General features: G+C 67.7%; 17 protein-coding genes and 1 tRNA gene. 11 read left to right on the forward strand and 7 right to left on the reverse strand.

Features of this window, described 5'->3' with window-relative positions:
* Positions 1-428 precede the first annotated feature (428 nt).
* Both KEG38_RS01695 and KEG38_RS01700 read left to right on the forward strand, forming a co-directional pair.
* A tRNA-Pro gene (locus KEG38_RS01695) sits at positions 429-502 on the forward strand.
* Between the two features lie 131 nt (positions 503-633).
* A complete protein-coding gene (locus KEG38_RS01700; RefSeq protein WP_272417190.1) occupies positions 634-1,815 on the forward strand; it encodes a 3-dehydroquinate synthase family protein in 1,182 nt (393 codons plus the stop codon).
* Positions 1,816-1,871: 56 nt separating this feature from the next.
* Here the strand turns inward: KEG38_RS01700 and KEG38_RS01705 are convergent, their stop codons facing one another.
* Entirely contained in the window at positions 1,872-2,366 is a 495-nt protein-coding gene (locus tag KEG38_RS01705; protein ID WP_272417191.1) for a hypothetical protein, read from the reverse strand.
* Between the two features lie 594 nt (positions 2,367-2,960).
* Between KEG38_RS01705 and KEG38_RS01710 the strand changes: the two genes are divergently transcribed.
* Both KEG38_RS01710 and KEG38_RS01715 read left to right on the forward strand, forming a co-directional pair.
* Entirely contained in the window at positions 2,961-3,383 is a 423-nt protein-coding gene (locus KEG38_RS01710) for a hypothetical protein (protein ID WP_272417192.1), read from the forward strand.
* 80 nt (positions 3,384-3,463) lie between these two features.
* The gene (locus KEG38_RS01715; protein WP_272417193.1) at positions 3,464-3,979 is read left to right on the forward strand and encodes a hypothetical protein; all 516 of its coding nucleotides are present in this window, start codon (positions 3,464-3,466) and stop codon (positions 3,977-3,979) included.
* 16 nt (positions 3,980-3,995) lie between these two features.
* Here the strand turns inward: KEG38_RS01715 and KEG38_RS01720 are convergent, their stop codons facing one another.
* On the reverse strand, positions 3,996-4,538 hold the full coding sequence (locus KEG38_RS01720) for a hypothetical protein (protein ID WP_272417194.1): 543 nt from the start codon (positions 4,536-4,538) through the stop codon (positions 3,996-3,998).
* Between the two features lie 349 nt (positions 4,539-4,887).
* Here KEG38_RS01720 and KEG38_RS01725 point away from each other — a divergent pair, with 349 nt between their 5' ends.
* The 3 genes from KEG38_RS01725 (at position 4,888) to KEG38_RS01735 (ending at position 8,164) form a co-directional block, all read left to right on the forward strand.
* A complete protein-coding gene (locus KEG38_RS01725; protein ID WP_272417195.1) occupies positions 4,888-5,985 on the forward strand; it encodes a hypothetical protein in 1,098 nt (365 codons plus the stop codon).
* A gap of 89 nt (positions 5,986-6,074) precedes the next feature.
* Complete coding sequence (locus tag KEG38_RS01730) at positions 6,075-7,115, forward strand: hypothetical protein (protein ID WP_272417196.1); 1,041 nt, start codon at positions 6,075-6,077, stop codon at positions 7,113-7,115.
* An 11-nt stretch (positions 7,116-7,126) separates the two neighbouring features.
* Positions 7,127-8,164 (forward strand): sigma-70 family RNA polymerase sigma factor, encoded by a 1,038-nt coding sequence (locus tag KEG38_RS01735; RefSeq protein ID WP_272417197.1) that lies wholly within the window; start codon positions 7,127-7,129, stop codon positions 8,162-8,164.
* A 59-nt stretch (positions 8,165-8,223) separates the two neighbouring features.
* On the opposite strand, the gene KEG38_RS01740 is transcribed toward KEG38_RS01735, so the two are convergent.
* Positions 8,224-8,667 carry a nuclear transport factor 2 family protein gene (locus KEG38_RS01740; protein ID WP_272417198.1) on the reverse strand — a complete coding sequence of 148 codons (444 nt, stop codon included), beginning with the start codon at positions 8,665-8,667 and terminating at the stop codon, positions 8,224-8,226.
* Between the two features lie 421 nt (positions 8,668-9,088).
* Between KEG38_RS01740 and KEG38_RS01745 the strand changes: the two genes are divergently transcribed.
* Both KEG38_RS01745 and KEG38_RS01750 read left to right on the forward strand, forming a co-directional pair.
* Positions 9,089-10,189 (forward strand): hypothetical protein, encoded by a 1,101-nt coding sequence (locus tag KEG38_RS01745; protein ID WP_272417199.1) that lies wholly within the window; start codon positions 9,089-9,091, stop codon positions 10,187-10,189.
* Positions 10,189-12,207 (forward strand): TonB-dependent receptor plug domain-containing protein, encoded by a 2,019-nt coding sequence (locus tag KEG38_RS01750; protein ID WP_272417200.1) that lies wholly within the window; start codon positions 10,189-10,191, stop codon positions 12,205-12,207. The genes KEG38_RS01745 and KEG38_RS01750 overlap by 1 nt, the downstream gene beginning before the upstream one ends.
* Here the strand turns inward: KEG38_RS01750 and KEG38_RS01755 are convergent.
* The 4 genes from KEG38_RS01755 to KEG38_RS01770 are packed head-to-tail and all read right to left on the reverse strand — an operon-like array spanning position 12,204 to position 15,588.
* Positions 12,204-12,608, reverse strand: a complete 405-nt coding sequence (locus KEG38_RS01755) for a GFA family protein (RefSeq protein WP_272417201.1) — start codon at positions 12,606-12,608, stop codon at positions 12,204-12,206. The two genes, KEG38_RS01750 and KEG38_RS01755, sit on opposite strands and share 4 nt — an antisense overlap.
* A gap of 1 nt (position 12,609) precedes the next feature.
* Positions 12,610-14,412 (reverse strand): fatty acyl-AMP ligase, encoded by a 1,803-nt coding sequence (locus KEG38_RS01760; protein ID WP_272417202.1) that lies wholly within the window; start codon positions 14,410-14,412, stop codon positions 12,610-12,612.
* Positions 14,409-14,675 carry an acyl carrier protein gene (locus KEG38_RS01765; RefSeq protein ID WP_272417203.1) on the reverse strand — a complete coding sequence of 89 codons (267 nt, stop codon included), beginning with the start codon at positions 14,673-14,675 and terminating at the stop codon, positions 14,409-14,411. Before KEG38_RS01765 ends, KEG38_RS01760 begins: the two co-directional genes overlap by 4 nt.
* A 10-nt stretch (positions 14,676-14,685) precedes the next feature.
* A complete protein-coding gene (locus KEG38_RS01770; protein ID WP_272417204.1) occupies positions 14,686-15,588 on the reverse strand; it encodes an ABC transporter substrate-binding protein in 903 nt (300 codons plus the stop codon).
* A 112-nt stretch (positions 15,589-15,700) separates the two neighbouring features.
* On the opposite strand from KEG38_RS01770, the gene KEG38_RS01775 reads away from it, so the two are divergent.
* Both KEG38_RS01775 and KEG38_RS01780 read left to right on the forward strand, forming a co-directional pair.
* Positions 15,701-16,864, forward strand: coding sequence for a peptide-N-glycosidase F-related protein (locus tag KEG38_RS01775; protein ID WP_272417205.1), 1,164 nt, complete (start codon positions 15,701-15,703; stop codon positions 16,862-16,864).
* A gap of 17 nt (positions 16,865-16,881) precedes the next feature.
* Positions 16,882-17,934: a Ca2+-dependent phosphoinositide-specific phospholipase C gene (locus tag KEG38_RS01780; protein WP_272417206.1), complete on the forward strand. Its 1,053-nt coding sequence runs from the start codon at positions 16,882-16,884 to the stop codon at positions 17,932-17,934.
* Positions 17,935-17,940 lie beyond the last annotated feature (6 nt).

The following is a 17,940-nucleotide window of genomic DNA, read 5'->3' on the forward strand; positions in this document are numbered from 1 at the left end:
TGTCCCCCCCCCGCCCCCCCCCCCCCCCGCCCCCGGGGGGGGGGGGGGGGGGGGGGGCCCCCCCCCCCCCCCCCCCACCCCCCAAACGTGGAAAGAGCTCTCGTCGACGCCCGAGGTTTTCGCCCGGACCGCCGGGCTACTTCCTCGAACCCCCCCCTGGAGTCGCCGCATGTTCGGCCTGGGGGGGCTCTGAGCGCCCCCAGGTCTCGCCTCGATTCCAGTAGCACTTTAACACGAGCCCGGCTGCTCCTGGATCGACTTTTTTGCTTGCGTTTCAAGATTTTTCCGCCCATCCGACGTCCCCGGCGGACGTGAGGGCGCCCAGGGCGATGGCCGGTCGGATGAAATCTCTGCTCGACAGGACTTGACAGAAGCGTCCGGTGCGAGCATGGTCCGCCCCCACGTCGGTGGCGAAAGCCCGCGGCGTACGGGGCGTAGCGCAGCCTGGTAGCGCACTCGGTTCGGGACCGAGGAGTCGGAGGTTCAAATCCTCTCGCCCCGACAAGACTAGAAACGAGACAGTACAGCAATCCCCGGTAGGCCCTGCCTCCCGGGGATTGTTCGTTTGTGCTCACGATCGCGCTCGACGGGTCGGTACGCCGCATGCAGGCGTGCTCACTCCCGGAGAGCGCTGTGATTGTCCACGTCAGAGCCTCGGCATCGTCGTTCGAGTACCCCGTCTGCTTCACGAGCGACGTGTTCTCGCCGATGAACCGTGACTTGCTCCACCTCATCGTCCGGCGTGAGCCCGACGTCCGGCACCGCGTTGCGGCCATCGTCGACCGTGGTGCGCTCGCTGCCCAGCCCGAGCTGAATTTGCACATCGAGCGGTATGCCCGGTGTCACAACGACGTGTTGGATCTCGTGGCTCCGCCGATCGTTCAGGGCGGGGGCGAGAGCATGAAGGACGACGCGACGTTACCTGCGCGCCTGCAGGCGTACGTCCACGCCCTGGAGCTCGATCGACGTTCGGTCCTGCTCGTCGTGGGCGGTGCGTCGCTGCTCGACCTCGTGGGCTTCGCCGCGTCGATGGTGCAGAGCGCGCCGCGCGTCGTCCGCGTGCCCACGACGACGCTCGCGCAGGCCGGACCCGCGGTGCTGCCGAAGAGCGCCATCAACGCGTTCGGCGCGAAGGACTTCCTGTGCACGTTCCGCCCGCCGTACGCGGTCGTGTGCGATCGACGCTTCGTCGAGACCCAGAAGACGCGCGAAAAGGTCTTCGGCCTCGTCCAGGCCGTACGGGCTGCGCTCCTGTGGGACGCGGAGCTCTTCGGCTGGATCGTCTCGCACGCGCACCGGCTCGCCTCGGGCGAGCGCGACGCCGTCGCGGAGTTGCTCCAGCAGAGCGCGGCCCTGCACGCCGACCTCGCGGCGACGGCGCCGCACGAGGACATCTACGGTCCGGAGGGACCGCTCGCGTTCGGGGCGTGGTCGGCGGACCGGATCGAGCTCCACACCGAGCGGCGCATCCGGCAGGGCGAGGCGCTCGCGGTGGGCATCGCACTCGACACGACGCTCGGCGCGCTGCACGGGACGAACACGGAGGCGGAGCGCGAGGCGATCCATCGGCTGCTCGAGCGGCTTGGTCTGCGGCTGTGGCACGACACGCTCGGCAATGTCGACTCCGAGGGGCGGCTCTTGCTCCTCGACGGGTTGTCGGAGCGATCCTTTGGCCGGTCGCCGCGCGTGCCTTTGCTGCAGGGGATCGGCAATGGCGTGACGCCGCGCGAGCTACGCGAGGACGTGCTGCGTGAGGCCATCACGCGGCTGGCGCATCGGGATGCGCATCGGGCGCATGCGTTTGCGCTGGCCTGAAAAGGGGACGGCGGCGCGCGGGGGAGAGGGCGCCGCCGTTCCACTCCTTGCGTGGGTCAGCCGGTGGGGGCCGCGGGCTTTACGGCCTCGGCATTCTTGCGCCGGGTCTTCGCGGCCTTCTCGGCGACCTGCGCGTTGTACTTGATGGTCTTCTCGAATGCCGCGAGGAGACCTTTGTCTCCGCCGCGGCGCGCCGTCGACTTCGCGGAATCGACGATCGCGGCGATGTCGTTCTCGCGCTCGTGCACCTTCTTCGCGCGTGATTCCCGGACGACCTCGAGGGCCTTGGCGAGCACGAGCTCGTGGGCGGCGAGTTTGTCGATCGAGGCATTGGAATCGAGAAGGCGCTGATAGACCTTCGGCGAGATGCCGGCCTCGTCGCCGAGCGCCGGCACGCTGGTGGCGAGCTCTGCGAGGACGTCGGCGAGGCCGTCGTGCTCGAAGCGGAGGTGGCTCATCGCGCCCGGGGCGAGGTCGACGAGGTCGGCCTCGCAATCCTTGAGGGAGAATTCGAGCGGACCGGTATAGGGCTTTGCAGCTACATTGGACATCGCGATACCTCTTTTGCAAGGGTTGCGGGAGAAGCGGGAACGTAACCAGGGGAATCGAGCCGTCGAGGGGCGGGCGTGATTCAGCACGAAATGGACGGTGAGGGTCGGTGAAGTCGTCGGGAGGGGTCGACGATGTCGTCGGGAGGGGTCGACGATGTCGTCGAGATGGGTCGGTGAAGTCGTCGGGGGAGGTCGACGATCACGTCGAGCGGGCCCGCGGGATCGTCGGGCGGGTCGACGAGAGCGTCGCGGCCGGCGACGAGGTCGAGGGGGCGGGCGGCGAGGGCGTCGGGGGGAGGGGACGACGGCGCCGGGCGGGTCGACGATTGCATGGGGAGAGAGCGAGGAGGGCGTCGGCGAGGACGAGGTCATCGTCGGATTGCACGATGAATTCGTGGAGGGGCGCGTCGACCGCGTGGAGCGGGTCGGCGATTGCGTCGAGGCTCGCCGCGGAAACGTTGGCCCGTTGCGCCCTCGTAGGTTCCCGGGGCGGGCCGGAGGGTGAGGATGCGGGCGCTGGGGATCGGGGTGCTGGTGGCGGGGGTGGTCTTGTTCGGGGGCGGGTGCTCGGAGGACAAGTGCAAGAATCCGAAGATGACCCAGATGGACTACAGGAACCAAAGAGTCGAGGGGCCCGCGGTCAAGTGCAACGCGGTGTTGACTTGCGAGAACTATGGAGGGCGTCCCAACACGGTTGTGGTGCTGAAGGGGGTCGAGGATCCGGAGGTCGTCGACCAGGGGTCTTGGACCGAAAATCGGTGCATAGATGAGCTTCGCCGGGCGGGACGTATTGACGGACGCACCGGTTGCAAGGCCGAGTTTTCCCTCGCGCCCATCTGCCTGGACGTGGACGCCGCGGCGGGCGGACCTGGTCCGTCGCCCACCGGCGAGACCTTCATCACCGTGGGCGTGGGCGTCGGCGCAGGCAGTGGCGATTACTGGTCCGATGCGCAGGGGGCAGGTGGCGCGGGGAGCGCCGGGGCGTATCCCGGCGATGAGGGACAGGGCGGGATCTGAGGGATGGAGACGAGCACGCTCGCGTTCGCGGACCCTGTGGTGTAGCGTCCACGCAACGGAGCGACGAAGGGGATCACCACATGAGACGTCATGGAATCGCGATCATCACCATCGCCGCCGTCGCCTTCCTGAACCTCGGCTTGGGGTCGCGCGCGGATGATTGGCATCCGCCGAGCCCGGAGTCCTGCAAGACGGACCTCGGGTTCGTCTTCGACTGGTGCGACAGCCGAGCCCATTGGCCGTGCGGCATCCAGGACGAGTACAGTGCCGCGTGCCAGGCCGGCTGTGTGATGCGCCTCTGCCCGGAGCAAATCAGCTGCACCGAGCTCGACCCGATGTGGTGTGGGATCCCCTGCGAGGACCCGAGTGGCGCCACCTTCTGGCGTAACAGTCAGATTGCCTCGGAGCGCTGCAATCACCTCATGGATGATCAGGATGGCAACGGCGAATGGGATTCGCACGAGTCCCGGGCCTGGCGCGATTGCAGGGACGTAGCGAAGAAGGAACTATGTCCCGCCTACGTTACGTGGCGCGAGACATTGGAACAGAGAGCGCGCGAGGGGGCTTCTCAGGGTGGGGTCGACTCCGCCGAGTAACGCGCCTGCCGGTTACCTATTTCGCGCCCAGCGCGCGACGCGTAGGTGAGGCAGGGCGGGAGGGGCGATCGGCGGGGTAACCACCGAACGCACTGCCCACCCGCTCGTCCCAGTCCGTATCGACGAGCGCGGGGCAGAGGTGCTCCACCTGGGCCCAATAACATGCCATGAACGCTGCTGGGTCAAAGGGTTCATCGCGGGTGGCGATCGTTCTGGCACTGCAGCGCCAGACGGCTATTTCGAGCGTGTACCAGAACGCCGCACCATCCATGTCGTCGCAGGGCGCGCACCCGACGGGATCGTCGTCCACACATGCGGCCTCGTCCGGGCAGATGTGGCTCACGCACGCGACCTGGCAGGGAACCTCGAACTCCGTCGAGATCCCTTTGCAAAGCCCAAGTCTCATGTCCTGCGTGCACGTCTCGTACAAGTACGAGAGGCCATCCACTTCGCAAAGCTCCTCTCTGGGAACTTGCCGGTCCCCCCGGTACGCCCCCATCCCCGCGGTGACCATGACGGCGATGGCGACGGTGGCGGCGAACCTCTGACGGCGCTTCATGACGTGCTCCCTTCTTTCGGAACCCTACACCACCCGTCGCGTGCCGTGAACGAAAAGTTTGTCCCCGGGCTTGACCGTCGAGTTTGTCCGCGGTAAGGATCCCGGCCGGCGCGGGGTCGTGTGCGTGGTTGGCCAGGCGGCAGGGCTCCGCGCCGGTTCTCTTACCTGGGACCAACGAAATGTTTGTCCGGGGGCTTGCCGGTCGCATCCTCCCACGATCGGACCGAATTCGGGGACCGGCGCGGAGCCGCTGTCGTTCGAGCCCAGACGGGCGACACGGCTCCGCGTCGGCTCCGTGGACGAACCCCCCTTGCGGTCCCGGCCAAACTCGGGCAACGTAGGGTTCGTCATGATAGAACGGGTTGTTGCTATCGCCGCCGCATGTGCCGTCCTGTCGCTCTCGGGCAGCTCCGCCGCCGAGCCCCCTCCGCAGATTGCGTTCCGTCTGGATTACCAGGCCAACCTCCCCGGACGCGGATGCCCGAATGCGGACGAGTTTGGCCTGATCCTCGCGGGCGAGTTCGGGTATCTGCTCGTCCGTGACGATGCGGCGGCCACGCTGCGCATCGAGACCCGGACGAACGGCAGGGGGATCGAGGCCGAGCTTTCCGCGCCAAACCCGACGGAAGACGGGGAGTGGCGGCGGGTGATCACGAGCCAGGACTGCCGGGAGCTCGTTTATGATGCGGCGACCCTGATCCGGATCCGGTTTGGCCCGGGCGGGTGGGAAGGGGAGGAGCCGCCGCCGTGGCTCCTGGCGCCGCCCCGGTTCGAGGTGGAGCTTCCCGAGCTGAGGATGGAGATGCCGCCGGCCTTCCTGGACTCGATGGCGGGGGAGCCGTCGGAGGCGCCGCTGACGCCGTGGGAGGGGACGGCGCCGTTGTGGGCGCAGCGGACGCCGGCGGCAGAGGAGAAGACGCCGTTCCAAGTGGAGGCGGCGCTAGGGCCGGCCATCGCGCCGTACGGGTTGCCCAGTGTGGCCGTCGGCGGGAGCGGGATGCTGGGCATTCGTTGGCTTCGTTTCGCCTTGGCGGGAGAGGTTCGAGGTGTCATCACCCCGGGATCGTCCGTGGGGGACAGCCAGCTCAGTGGGCGAACCACTGCATGGACGGGCTCTCTCCTTCCGTGCCTCGCTCTGCCGCATGTGGATGCATGTGGTGTCCTCAGCGTGAGCCAACTGCAAGTCGAAACCAACCCCTCGTTTGCCGTAACTGGATCGGATGCATTCTCCGTCGGCTTTGGCGCGCGTTTGAACGGTCGGCTGCATTTATCCGATCGGTTCACCCTCGTCGGCTACGGCGATGCAACCATGCAGCTACGCAGTATCGCCATAGCGCTAGACCCACGCACGGTCGGCCCGGAGACCGTGCCCTATTGGCGGTCGCCATTATTGCGGCTCACCTTCGGAGTGATTCTGAGTGTCAATTTTCTGAGCGAGGCAAAGTGAATATGGGCAAGGGAATCGTGAGCATGCGAATTGTAGGAGTATCTTTAGTCGCGTTGATACTCGGCGTCTTTGCAGGGTGCAGCGAAGGCATGATAACCGTTGTACCACTGGATGGAGGCGGCGGTGAAGGCGGCAGCCCCCCCGACGCCGGCACCGACGGCGGCGACGGAGGGGACGCCGGCCCGAGCAGCAGCACAGGCCCCTGCGATTTCCCTTGCGACGGTGACGCAGAATGCGTCCCCTTCCACCCCGGCAAAAGCTTCGGCCCCGTCCTCGTCTGGATCGGCCCGAACGACGGCAGCGCGCCGGATTGCCCGGACAACGCGCCTGTCGAGCAGTTCGTCTGGTTCGCGGACCTCGTCATTCCACCCAAGCAATGCGGCCCGTGCTCCTGCGGCCCCTCGGACGGCACCTGTTCCCTCCCCGAGACGATCACCGCCCACGCCGCCCCCTGCACGCCGCCCGAGGGCACCGCCGCGACTCCGCATGATCCCCCCGCCGCCTGGGACGGCACCTGCGCCGCGGACAATGCGATCGCCGCGGGACTCTCTTGCGGCCCGGGAACTCCCTGCGTGCAATCCGTGACCGTCGGGCCGCTCGGCAAAGAAGACATCGGCTGCGCCGTGATCGACAAGACGGGCGCCACCACGACCGCCCCGCCGAAGCCTTCGTGGAGCCGCATGGCTCGCGTCTGCGAGGGCAGCGCCTTCGGGACGTGCGAATCGGACGAGCACTGCGTCCCCAAGCCGCCCGCTGACTTTCGGCAGTGCGTGTACCTGACGGGCGAGCACGCTTGCCCGGCCGAGGGGTACGTCGAGGCGTCCGTCGTCTACGAATCATACAAGGACGAACGCACCTGCACCGCCTGCACCTGCGGCGCGCCGGAGGGCAGCTTCTGCTCTTCGGACGTCTCCATCTTCGCCGATGCCGCCTGCACCACGTCCCCTTTGATCGCAAGCGCATGGTCGGACGGTCCGAGGTGCCACGATGTCGTCCCCAAGGGCCGCGCGCTCGGCGCGAAGACGGCCTCTCTGCCCGTGTATCACGCCGGTTCCTGCGCTGCCGCGGGCGGTAACGTCGTGGGAGAGGTCGCGCTCGCCGGCCCCCACACCCTTTGCTGTCTGGTTTGATCGAGGTCGCCATGGACGAACGCGAATTCGCAAGAGCCCTGGAATCGCAACGGACCAAGCTGCAAGCTTGGCTCTCGCGCCGGTTCCTCGCCGCTGATGTGCCCGACCTCGTGCAGGAGACGCTCCTCTCTTGCTGGAAAAAGCGCGAGGAGTACGACCCTACCAAGGAGATCGGGGGCTGGGTGCATTCCCGGATGCGCACGGTGGCCCACGCCCACCACAAGCGCGCCCAGGTGCGCGAGCGGGCCGCGCCGCTCCTCCACGAGGACGATGTTGCCCCGTCCACCCCCGAGGGCGACGTTTCGATTCACGAAACGGATTCGCTCCTCCACCGCTTCCTGGACTCCCTGTCCGCGCAGGAGCGCGAGATGGTCGCGGCGTGGTTCTTCGACGAGCTCTCGATTCGCGAAGTCGCCACTTCGTTCGACCGTACAGAAGACGCCGTCGACGCGGCCTTGCGGCGCGTCAACCGGAGGATGCGCGAGGCGCTCCAGCGCGTCGGCGTCGAGGACGCGCGTCGGGGCGCGGTGCCGCCGTTCCTCGTCGAGAGGCTTGGCGCCGCGGAGGTCGAGGACGACACGCAAGGCGAGCGGCCGACGCCCGTTTCGACCTCCATCCCGGCCGCCCTTCCGCCTGCAGGGCCAACCACGGCCGCATGGGGGCCATGGACGCGCCGCTTTGCGGTCGCCGCTGGCATCGTCGCCCTTCTCCTCTCTCTGCTTTCGCGGAGGGAGTCGCCCTGGGCGAATCACTTCACGCTCGTGGTGCCCGCTCTGCGGCCGGGGGCAGGTGTGCTGCCGCTCGTGACCGACCCCATGCAGCCAAGCCCGACCGTCGAGCCGCCGCCCTTCTGCCCCCCGTCCCCGCCCCCGCCGCGCACGCCCCCTTGTCCGGCGGCCGATACGCACAAGAACGCGGGGCCGCGTTCGCTCGGGCGCGCCGCCGCGACGGCCCTCGACCGAGGCGACAAGAAGAGCGCCACCGAGGCGTGCCGTTTGGCCGGTCCCGATAACGTCTTCTGTCGCGAGCTCCAGAGCCTCCACCCGTAGCGCGCAAGGCGCCGCGGGTGGAGCGGGCCGACGAGGTGGTCGTGGCTCTGCGAGGCTCTTCAGGGCAGGTCGGCGGGGAACGGCTGGGCCGTGACGCTCGTGCCGGCGCGGAGGTAAAGGAGATCGAATCGACGCCGGGTGAACCGGAATCCGCTCGCCGTCCGCACGTAGTCATCGCTGTAGACGCCGCCCACATACGTGTCGACGTTCTCCTTCACGCCGAATTCGCTCAGGTACCAGCGCCCCGTGGCCCGCTGCGGGTGCGTGTCCGACACGAGCACGACGGTGCCGGAGTGGACCGCCTGAACGATACCGCTCCAGAGGCTCAGGATGTCGGTCAGGAACGTGATGATGTTATCGCGGCCGACGATGTGCTGCGAAAAGCCGGGGATGTCGAGCACCGCGTCCGGCGTGAAGAGGTGGGGCATTTGATCCATTGCCTTGCGGTTCACGCAATCCGCGAACCTGGCGACGAGTTCGTGGATCTCGAACTTTTGCCTCATAGGAGCATTTTTGGACATGGGTCACCTCATGACATCCGATGTTGACGTCCATCCCGCGGCGCCGACGCGCATGACCATCCGCGCGGTCATGCGCCATCCAGAAACGGGGCCGGCGCGCGCGAGATATCGATAGGATAGCACCGTCCAGGGCGGATGCTGCACATTGCGCACGCGGTCCCAGACATTGGTCGACCTAGATTCTGTTGACGACTCCCGCCCATCCGAAATCGAGCGCGCATTCCCCGCCGTGGACGCCGTTTGATCGTTGCAATGGGGCCTCCAGATGTGGGCCCTCGAGCTCCGGTCCCTTCAGCTCGGCCCCGGCGGTCCTCCCTCCCCGTCGCCGCCTTGCCGTCCACCCGTCCAAGATCCTGCGACCGCGTTGCACGTCGCCGTCTCACGTGATGCAATCCGCCCCGCCATGAGCGACGTCGAAAGCCGGCTGAGCAGCGCCATCTCCGCGGTCCGCTCCTACCTCGAGGCAAAGCTCCTCGGCGAGGCCCTCGTCGCCTCGGAAAAGGCCATGGAAATCGCGCACGAGCTCGGGCGGGAGCATCCGCGGTACGTCGAGGCAGCGCGCATCGCGGCGCTCGCCTACGCGCTCGACAACAACGCCGGCATGTCCGCGCGCTACCAACGCCTCGCCATCGCCAGCGCCGAGAAGCAGCCGACGTATCCGAAAGATCGGCTCGGATCGCTGCACTTCGACCTCGCCCGCGCCGAGCTCGATCGCGGCCGCCAGGAGGAGGCCGCCGCCGAGCTCGAAGCAGCCATCCCGCTGCTCTGCCAGAACCGCGCGGATCGAGACGCCGAGGCGCGGCAAGCGATGTTTCTGCGCGTCGCGCTCTGCATGGTCGCGGGCGATCCGAAGGAGGAGATCGACGCGCTCGTGGAGCGCCTGCGCACGTGGCTCGAGCCCGTCTTCGAGGATGCCGAGGCGACGGCCGACACGAAGGCGCTCGCCGAGCACGACATGGTCACCGCGCTCTGCTCCTCGGCGCGGCTCAAGATCGCGCAGCGGCGCTGGGACAAAACCGAGGCGGCGCTGCTCGAAGCATTCGAACGCGCCGAGCGGCACATGCTCACGGCGGATCGACCGAACCCGCATCTGCTCGGGCTCGTGAGCGAGGTCTACAAGGAGATGCGCCGCGCATCGAAGGACGAGAGCGCCGCGCTCCGCACGCGCGCCGAGTCGCTGCTCGGTCCCGCGGCGGAGCGCGCCGAGCGGCTGTTCTGGGCGCAGCTCCGCGTGGTCGTTGTCGATGCGCAGAAGTCGCTCGGCTGGTCCGAGGGGCAGATCGCGCGGCTGCTCGAACCCGCGCTGCACGAGGGCGATCTGCCGGTCGATCTCAACCGGCATCCGTTGCTCCACGGGCTCACGGAGGTGCTTGGTCGGCATGCGGCCAAGGGGACGCATCTGCGGGATCAGGGGCCTTCCGAGTTGCGCCACGTGATGCGCGGAGACAAGACACTGGCCGCGGCGATCGACGTGATGGAGGCGGCTGGCCTTTCGGATGTTTGATGTGTAGAGCGCTCCGGCGCGGGCTCGGCCTCGCGCTCGCCACGTCCCTCGCCGCCGCTCCTGCGCTCGCTCAGGACGAGCCGCTGCCCGCGGAGACCGCGCCGCCGGAAGAGCCCGCGCCTCTGTCCGCGGAGCCCGCGCCTGAGCCGCCGCCTCCTCAGCCGATCGAGGTGACCGTCGAGGGCGATCGGGCGCCGGCGGGGTCGGTCTCGCTCAAGCGCCGGGACATCCGGGAGATGCCGGGCGTGCTCGGCGACCCGTACCGCGCGATCGAGGTGCAGCCGGGCGTGACGCCGACGGCGAGCGGACTGCCGTACTATTACATTCGCGGCGCGCCGCCCGGGAACATCGGATTTTTCTACGACGGCGTGCGTGTGCCCCTGCTTTTTCACGTGGGCGCGGGGCCGAGCGTGATTCCGGCGCCGCTCGTCTCGCGCGTGACGCTGCACATGGGGCCGTATCCGGCCGACATCGGGCGGCTCGCGGGCGCGGCGGTCGAGGCCGAGGCGGCGCCGTTTCCGAATGAATGGAAGGGCGAGGGCGCGCTCCGGTTCGTGGACGTGGGCGGCGTGATCGAGGGGCCGATCGGCGACAAGACGACGGTCCTCGTCGGCGGGCATTATGCGTTCGGCGGGCACATTCTTTCGGCGCTGATCGACAACGTCGATTTCGGGTACGGTGATTACCAGGCGCGCGTGAGCCGTCGCGTGGGGGAGCGTGGCCGGTTCACGGCGCTCGCGTTCGGGGCGTGGGATTATCTGGCGACCACGACGACGGGGGATGCGAGCGGCGAGAAGGACGTCCTGCTCGACGCGGATTTTCACAGGCTGGATTTCCGATACGATCATGAATTCGATTCAGGCGGAAAACTCCGCGCGGCGGTGATGCTCGGGCTCGATCGATCGAGGAAGGTCGGCGCGGAGAGCGCGACCAATTGGAAGATCGGGGCGCGGCTGCGTGGATCGAAGCCGATCGGCGGGGGAAAGGCGCTCCTGCGCGGCGGGGTCGACCTGATGGTCGATCGTTACGACATCGTGCACAAGGAGCCCTGCGACATCTCCCTCGAAGAATGCGCCTCCGGGCCACTCGGCGAGCTCGACGAGGCGTTCCGCGCGCTTTTTCCGAGCCGCTGGGACACGGCCGTGGGCGCGTGGGCCGACGCGCTCGTGGTCCTCTCGGATCGGGCGACGATCACCCCGGGGCTGCGCGTCGACCATTACACGTCGATGGGCAACACGGCGCTCGCGATCGACCCGAAGATCACGGGCCGGTTCGGCGTCGGCGAGCGCGTGCGGATCGTTCCCTCGTTTGGCGTGGCGTCCCAGCTCCCCGGCTTCGCGCCGCTGCCGGCGCTGCAAATCGGCGGCATCACGGGCGGCCTTCAGCGATCCTTGCAATCGAGCTTCGGCGCCGAGGTCAAACTCTCGCCCATTCCGGTCGAGATCAGCGGCTCGCTCTTCCGCCAGGTGACGTTCAACCTCACGGACCCGATCGGCTCCGAGCGCGGCACGAACCTCGGCACCGCCCGGTTCCTCTCCCGCAGCACGGGCGACGCGTATGGTCTCGAAGTCTCCGCGCGCGGCGCATTACGCAAGGATTTGCTCTTCCTCGCCTCGTACACGCTCTCGCGCTCGACGCGCACGTCGAAGAGCGGCCTGACCACGCCCTCGGCGGTCGATCGGACACACGTCGCGCACGTGGCCTTGCTCTACGACCTCGGCAAGGGCTGGAAGGCGGGCGTGCGGCACGTGTTCTACAGTGGTTTTCCCGCGCAGGAGGCGGGCAGCGGGACCGTGATCGAGGATCCGCCGCGGGTCCGGCCGTTTTATCGGCTCGATCTGCGCGTGTCGCGGCGATGGAAGGTCGGCGAGACCGGGTTCGTCTCGCTCGTGCTCGACATGCAGAATGCGACCTTGAGCAAAGAGGTCTTCGACGTGACGTGCGCCCGCGGGATCTGTCAGCCGCGACTGCTCGGGCCGATCACGATCCCGCAGCTATCGGTGGAGGCGGGGTTTTAGAGATATTTGGTGACGGCGGGCGGGTTGAACCAGTTGTTGTTGCGCCCGTCGAAATACTGGATCGGGGCAGCGGCGAGCTCCTCCGGATCGACATCGTCGAGGCAGCCCACGTTGATCGAGATGTACGCGCCGCCGATCTCCTCGACGTATCCGCGCCCGAACGGCTTCACCCCGCACGTCTTGCAGAAGAGGTGATGCCCGCTCATGGAGCCGAACTGGTAATCGCCGAGCGCAGACTCGCCTTCGAGCAGGCGGAACGCGTCGGGCTTCACGATCGCGCCCCACCACCGGACCTTCGCGCAGATCGAGCAGTTGCACCGGCCGGTGCCCGCCGAAAGATCGAGGTCCGCTTCGAACCGGACCGCGCCGCAATGACAGCTTCCCTTGTAGGTCTTCTTCATTTTAATCGTCGCTCTTTCCGAAGAGCCGGTGCCGGAAGTATCCGATCTGGCTCTTCGCTATCTCTTTCACGAGATCGAGTTTGTCCACCTCGCGCGCACTCGTCCGACCGAGAAGCTCTCCGGATTCGTACAGCTCCCGCGTCTTCGCGCGCTGCAGCTTGCCGCTCGACGTCTTCGGCAGGACGCCCGGCGCGAGCGGCACGACGTCGTCGACGGTCAGGCCCACGCTCTGCTGCACGGCCTTGCGCACGTCGGCTTCGAGCCGCTTCTTGCCGGCCTCGTCCTTCTCGCCCGTCTCGAACGCGATGACCACGCGCTCGCGATCCGAGGGGCCCTTCATCGTGCCGAACGCGATGACGTTGCCCTTGCGCACGCCCTCGACCTGGCTCGCCTCCCACTCGATGTCCTGCGGGTAGTAGTTGCGGCCGTTGACGATCACGACCTCCTTCGAGCGCCCGCAGATGTAGACCTTACCCTCCGCAATGTACCCGAGGTCGCCCGTGCGCAAAAAGCCGCCCGCGAACGACCGCTTCGTGACCTCCGGGTCGTTCCAGTAGCCTTGCATCACGCTCGGCCCGCGGATGCGCAGCTCGCCGACCTCGCGCTCGGGCAAAGGGCGCGCGCTCTCCTCGTCGTCGGGCGCGAACGTCTTGATCTCGTGGCCCTCGAAGGCCATGCCGCACTCGACGATGCCCGAGGCGCGCGGCGAGCCTTCCGACGCGGGTTCGGCGCGGCCCTTCGACCAGAGCGTTTCGCCGTCGACGACATCGGTCCGCACGCCTGTCCAGATCTTGCTGAACGAGACCGCGAGCGTCGACTCGGCCATGCCGTAGCAGCACACGAACGCGCGCTCGTCGAAGCCGATGCGGGAGAACTTTTCCGCGAAGGCGCGGAGGTTCTCGGCGCGAATCGGCTCGGCGCCGCAGCCCGCGATGCGCCAGCTCGACAGATCGAGCCCCTCCATCTCGCTCTCCTTGATGCGCTTGACCGCGAGCGCATAGGCGAAATTGGGGCCGAACGAGATCGTGCCCTTGTACTTCGAGATCGATTCGAGCCAGCGCGCCGGGCGTTTCAGGAAGAGCAGTGGCGGCAGGAACGTGATCGAGTTCCGGTGGTAGACCGGCGCGATCACGAAGCCGATGAGCCCCATGTCGTGGTAAAGCGGTAGCCACGAGACGCCGTGATCGACGCCGTCCCTGATGCTCAGGCCGACGGGCATGATCGCGTGCACGTTCGCGGCGAGGTTTCGGTGCGTGAGCGTCACGCCCTTCGGCCGCGCGGTCGAGCCGCTCGTGAACTGCAGGAAGCAGACGTCGTCGAGGTCGATCTTTTCGGGCCGGAGCTTGTCGCTCGACGTGCGCACGCCCTCGACCGCGACGACCTTCTCGAGGCCCGGCGCCTGGGCCTGGATCGTGCCGAGGATCTTCTTGATCTCGCTGCTCGTGAGCAGCACGCGCGCGCCGCTCTTCGCCACGATGTGCAGCGTGTTTTCGAGGTAGCCCGAGAGCTTGCCGAGGCCCGTGGGCGGGTAGATCGGCACGGGGATGATGCCGGCCCGCACGGCGCCGAGGAACGCGAAGACGAAATCGGCGTTGTCGGGGAGGATCAGGGCGATGCGATCGCCTTTGCGCAGGCCCATGGCCTGCATCGCGCCGCCGTAGCGAGCGCTCATCCGCTCGACGTCGGCGTACGAGTGGAAGGGCGCGACGTCGGGCGATTCGTCGAGGAAGCGGTAACCCGTGCTGCTGCTCGCCGCCGCGTCCTCGATGGCCTGCGCGACGGTGCGGGGCGAAGGCGCGCTCATGCTTCGAGCTTTCCGTCGCGCTCGAGGCGGGTGAGGATCGCGGTCGCGACGTCGCCGATCGTGTTGATTTCGCGGAGCGCGTCGTCCGGAATCTGGAGCTTGAAGGTGTCCTCGATGTCGGCGAGCACCTCCATGACCCCGAGCGAATCGATGCCGAGATCGGCGACGATCTCGCTCGTCTCGCTCACGTCGACCTCGGTCTGCTTGTGCTGGCCGAACACCTTGAGCAGCTCTTTGTGGACGGTTTCCCGATTCCAAGTCATGGGGCGCTTCCTACTCCAATTCGCCCCCGTTCACCAGGCGCCTCAGCCGTTCGAAGCCCTCCACGCTGCGCGCGCCGTACCACATGAGGTCCTTGCCGTTGCAAAGGAGCACGCGGCCGGTCTTCGCGGCGGGGATGTCGAGCTTGCGGAAGACCTCGGCATCGTCCTCGGTGAACGCGTGCGGCTCGTCGGGCAGGAGGACGATCTCGGGCTGCCGCGCGACGACTTCGTCGAGGGTGACGCGCGGATACCGCGTGTCCCGGTTGCCCACGCGTTCGGGCGGTAGTGGCGTGGCCTTGCCGAGATCGGCGGCGAGCGGGTAGCGGCGCCTGCGGTCCGCGAAGATGTTTTGCGCTCCAACGAGATCCATCATGTCGGAGATGAACGTCTCCTCGTGCACCGTCATGAGCGGATCCATCCAGATCGGGACGAACGCGCGGACGGGGACGCGCTCGCCGCGGTGCTTCTCGGCCTCGCGGTGCGCGTGGTACGCCGAGGCGAGGAGCGAGCGGGCAGCGTCGTCGCGATCGAGGCCGAGGGCGAGGGCGAGGCGCGCGAGGTGCGCGATTCCATCGGCGACGCGCTTGGGGAACGAGACGAACACGGCGACGCCGGCCGCGTCGAGGCGCTCGATCTGCGAGCGGGTGTTCTCTTCCTGGTTCGCGATCACGAGGTCGGGCTCGAGGGCGAGGACCTTGTCGACGTCGACGTCTTTCGTGCCGCCGACGTCCTCGATCGCCTCGACTTCGCCTTCGGGGGCGATGCAAAAGCGGGTTCTGCCGACCAGGCGGTCTTTGGCGCCGAGCCGGATGACCGAGTAGGTATCGCTCGGGACGAGCGAGACGACACGCCTCGGTGGAGCTGTGAAAATGTGACGGCGTTGTCTGTCGTCCTGGACCTTGATGATTTTCATCGGCTCGGCTCTTTAGCGCCGGCGGCGCGGGTGGGGGAGGGGAGATTCTGTCAGCGGAGATGGCTAGCGGCCGGGTTCGACCTTGCGGTACCCTCGCGCCCGGAGGTGGTCGATGAGGAACGTGCCGTCCGTGCGCGTGGGCTTTGCTGCTTTGCTTGGCGCGCTTTGGCTTGTGGGATGCGGGGGAGGCTCGGGCGGCCAGGGCGGCGCGGGCGGGCAAGGCGCGAGCGGCGGCTCGGGCGGCAGCGGCGGCCAGGGCGGCGGCGGTGGGCCGTCGTATGCGGATCCGTACACGATCACCCCATTCGACGATACGCGCATCACGAGCGACGGGAGCCAGCCGAATTTCCAGACGGTGTTCGCGGACGTCGATTTCAAGGACGGCCCGTTCGCGAGCGCGAAGCTCGTCGTGGACCTCGCGAGCACCTGTTATCCGTTCGACAAGTGGCTCGACAACCCGCCGCCGCAAGGGCAGAACTGGCCGGCCGATTGCGATGCGTTCGATCGCAATTTCGACATCTCGCTCGATGATCCGATGGACCCGGCGACGGAGCCGCCGGGTCTCGAGGTGATGCACGCGATCACGCCGTTCGGCGGGCCGCTGCACCTCGAAATCGACGTCACGGACGTGGCGAACGGCCTGCCGGGCAAGCATCGGATGCGCGCGCACATCACGACGTATTCGGACGGCGCGGGCATGGTCTCGGGGTCGAACGGCGGCTGGAACGTGACGGCGAAGCTCGAAATGGTCCCGGGCGCGCCGCCGCGGAACGTGCTCGCGGTGAAATCGCTCCATTACGGGTCGCAGACGACGGCGGAGGGGCCGGGCGCGCTCAACTTCGAGGTGCCTGAGGGCACGACGTCGGGCAAGATCGAATTTCGCACGAGCGGCCACGGAGGCGGCAACGCCGGTTCGGGTTGCATCGGGCCCGCCGAGGAGTTCTGCAACCGCACGCACACGGTCTCCGTCGACGGCGCCGTGATCGACACGTGGAAGCCGTGGCGGACGGACTGCAAGGATCTCTGCACGGAGACGATGCACACCTGGCCGAGCGGAAACAGCTTTACCTACTGCCTCGAAAATCCCTGCGGCGCCATTTCGAGCGTGAAGGCCCCGCGGGCGAACTGGTGCCCGGGGAGCATGACGGCGCCGAAGGTCTGGGAGACGCCCGAGCTCGGAAAACCCGGGCAGCATTCGTTCCAGTGGGCGGTGAACACGGTCGAGTCGGGCGGGAGCTGGGCCGTGAGCGCCACGTACTTCGCCTACGGACCTTGATCGAAAGGTTTTTTTCGATGTCTCTCCGCTTTCGGGCCGCGGCGTGCCTCGGCCTCGTCGTCGCGCTCGCCGCGTGCGGCGGCGAAGGGGATTCGCCCGCGGTCAAACCCCCGGAGCCGCCGCCGAAGTTCGATTATCCGCTCGACGACGTCCTTCGTCTGAACCATTTGCAGACGAAATCGACGCACAACAGCTACCACATCGAGACCGAGGGGAACACCGTCGGCGAGTGGCGCTACACGCACGCGCCGCTCGACGTGCAGCTCGGCGCGCAGGGCGTGCGGCACGTCGAGCTGGATCTGCGGTACGACCACGATCTCGAATCGTTCGAGGTGTATCACCTGCCCGTCCTCGACGAGCAGACGACGTGCAGGAAGCTCACGGATTGCCTGCGGGTCCTGAAAAACTGGTCCGACGCGCACCGGGCCCATCACCCGATCGTCGTGCAATTCGAGATCAAGGACGCCGTGCCGGCCGACGAGGCCGGGGCGGAGAGTTATTTCGCGGCCTTGCACGAGGAGATCCGCAGCGTTTGGCCGGACGATCGGATCCTCGTCCCGGACGAGGTCCAGGCCGACGCGCCCACGCTACGGGAAGCGGTTCTTTCGAAAGGCTGGCCGACACTCGGCGAGGTCCGCGGGCACGTGCTCTTCACGCTGGATGACTCCGGTGACGCGCGGAAGGCGTACACGAAAAACCATACGAGCCTCGCCGGTCGGATCCTCTTCGCGGACGCCTCGCCCACCGATCCGTGGGCCGCGATCGCGATCATCAACAACCCCGTCGGCGAGGCGGCCGCCATCGCCGAGGCGCTCGCCGCGAACATGCTCGTGCGCACGCGCGCTGATGGGAACGCCGGCGACGTGATCGAGACGGGCAGCACGATCGAGCGGGAAGCCGCGATCGCAAGCGGCGCGCAGTTCGTCTCGACGGACTTCCCCGCGAAGGTCCCGGAGGCCGAATACTGGGTCGAGATCCCGGACGGTACGCCCTCGCGCTGCAACCCCGTGACGGCGCCGAGCGAGTGCAGCGCCGAGGCGATCGAGGATCCGACGTTCGTGGATCCGTGAGGCCGC

This window comes from Polyangium jinanense, from assembly GCF_028435265.1.
GTDB classification, from domain to species: Bacteria; Myxococcota_A; Polyangia; order Polyangiales; family Polyangiaceae; genus Polyangium; species Polyangium jinanense.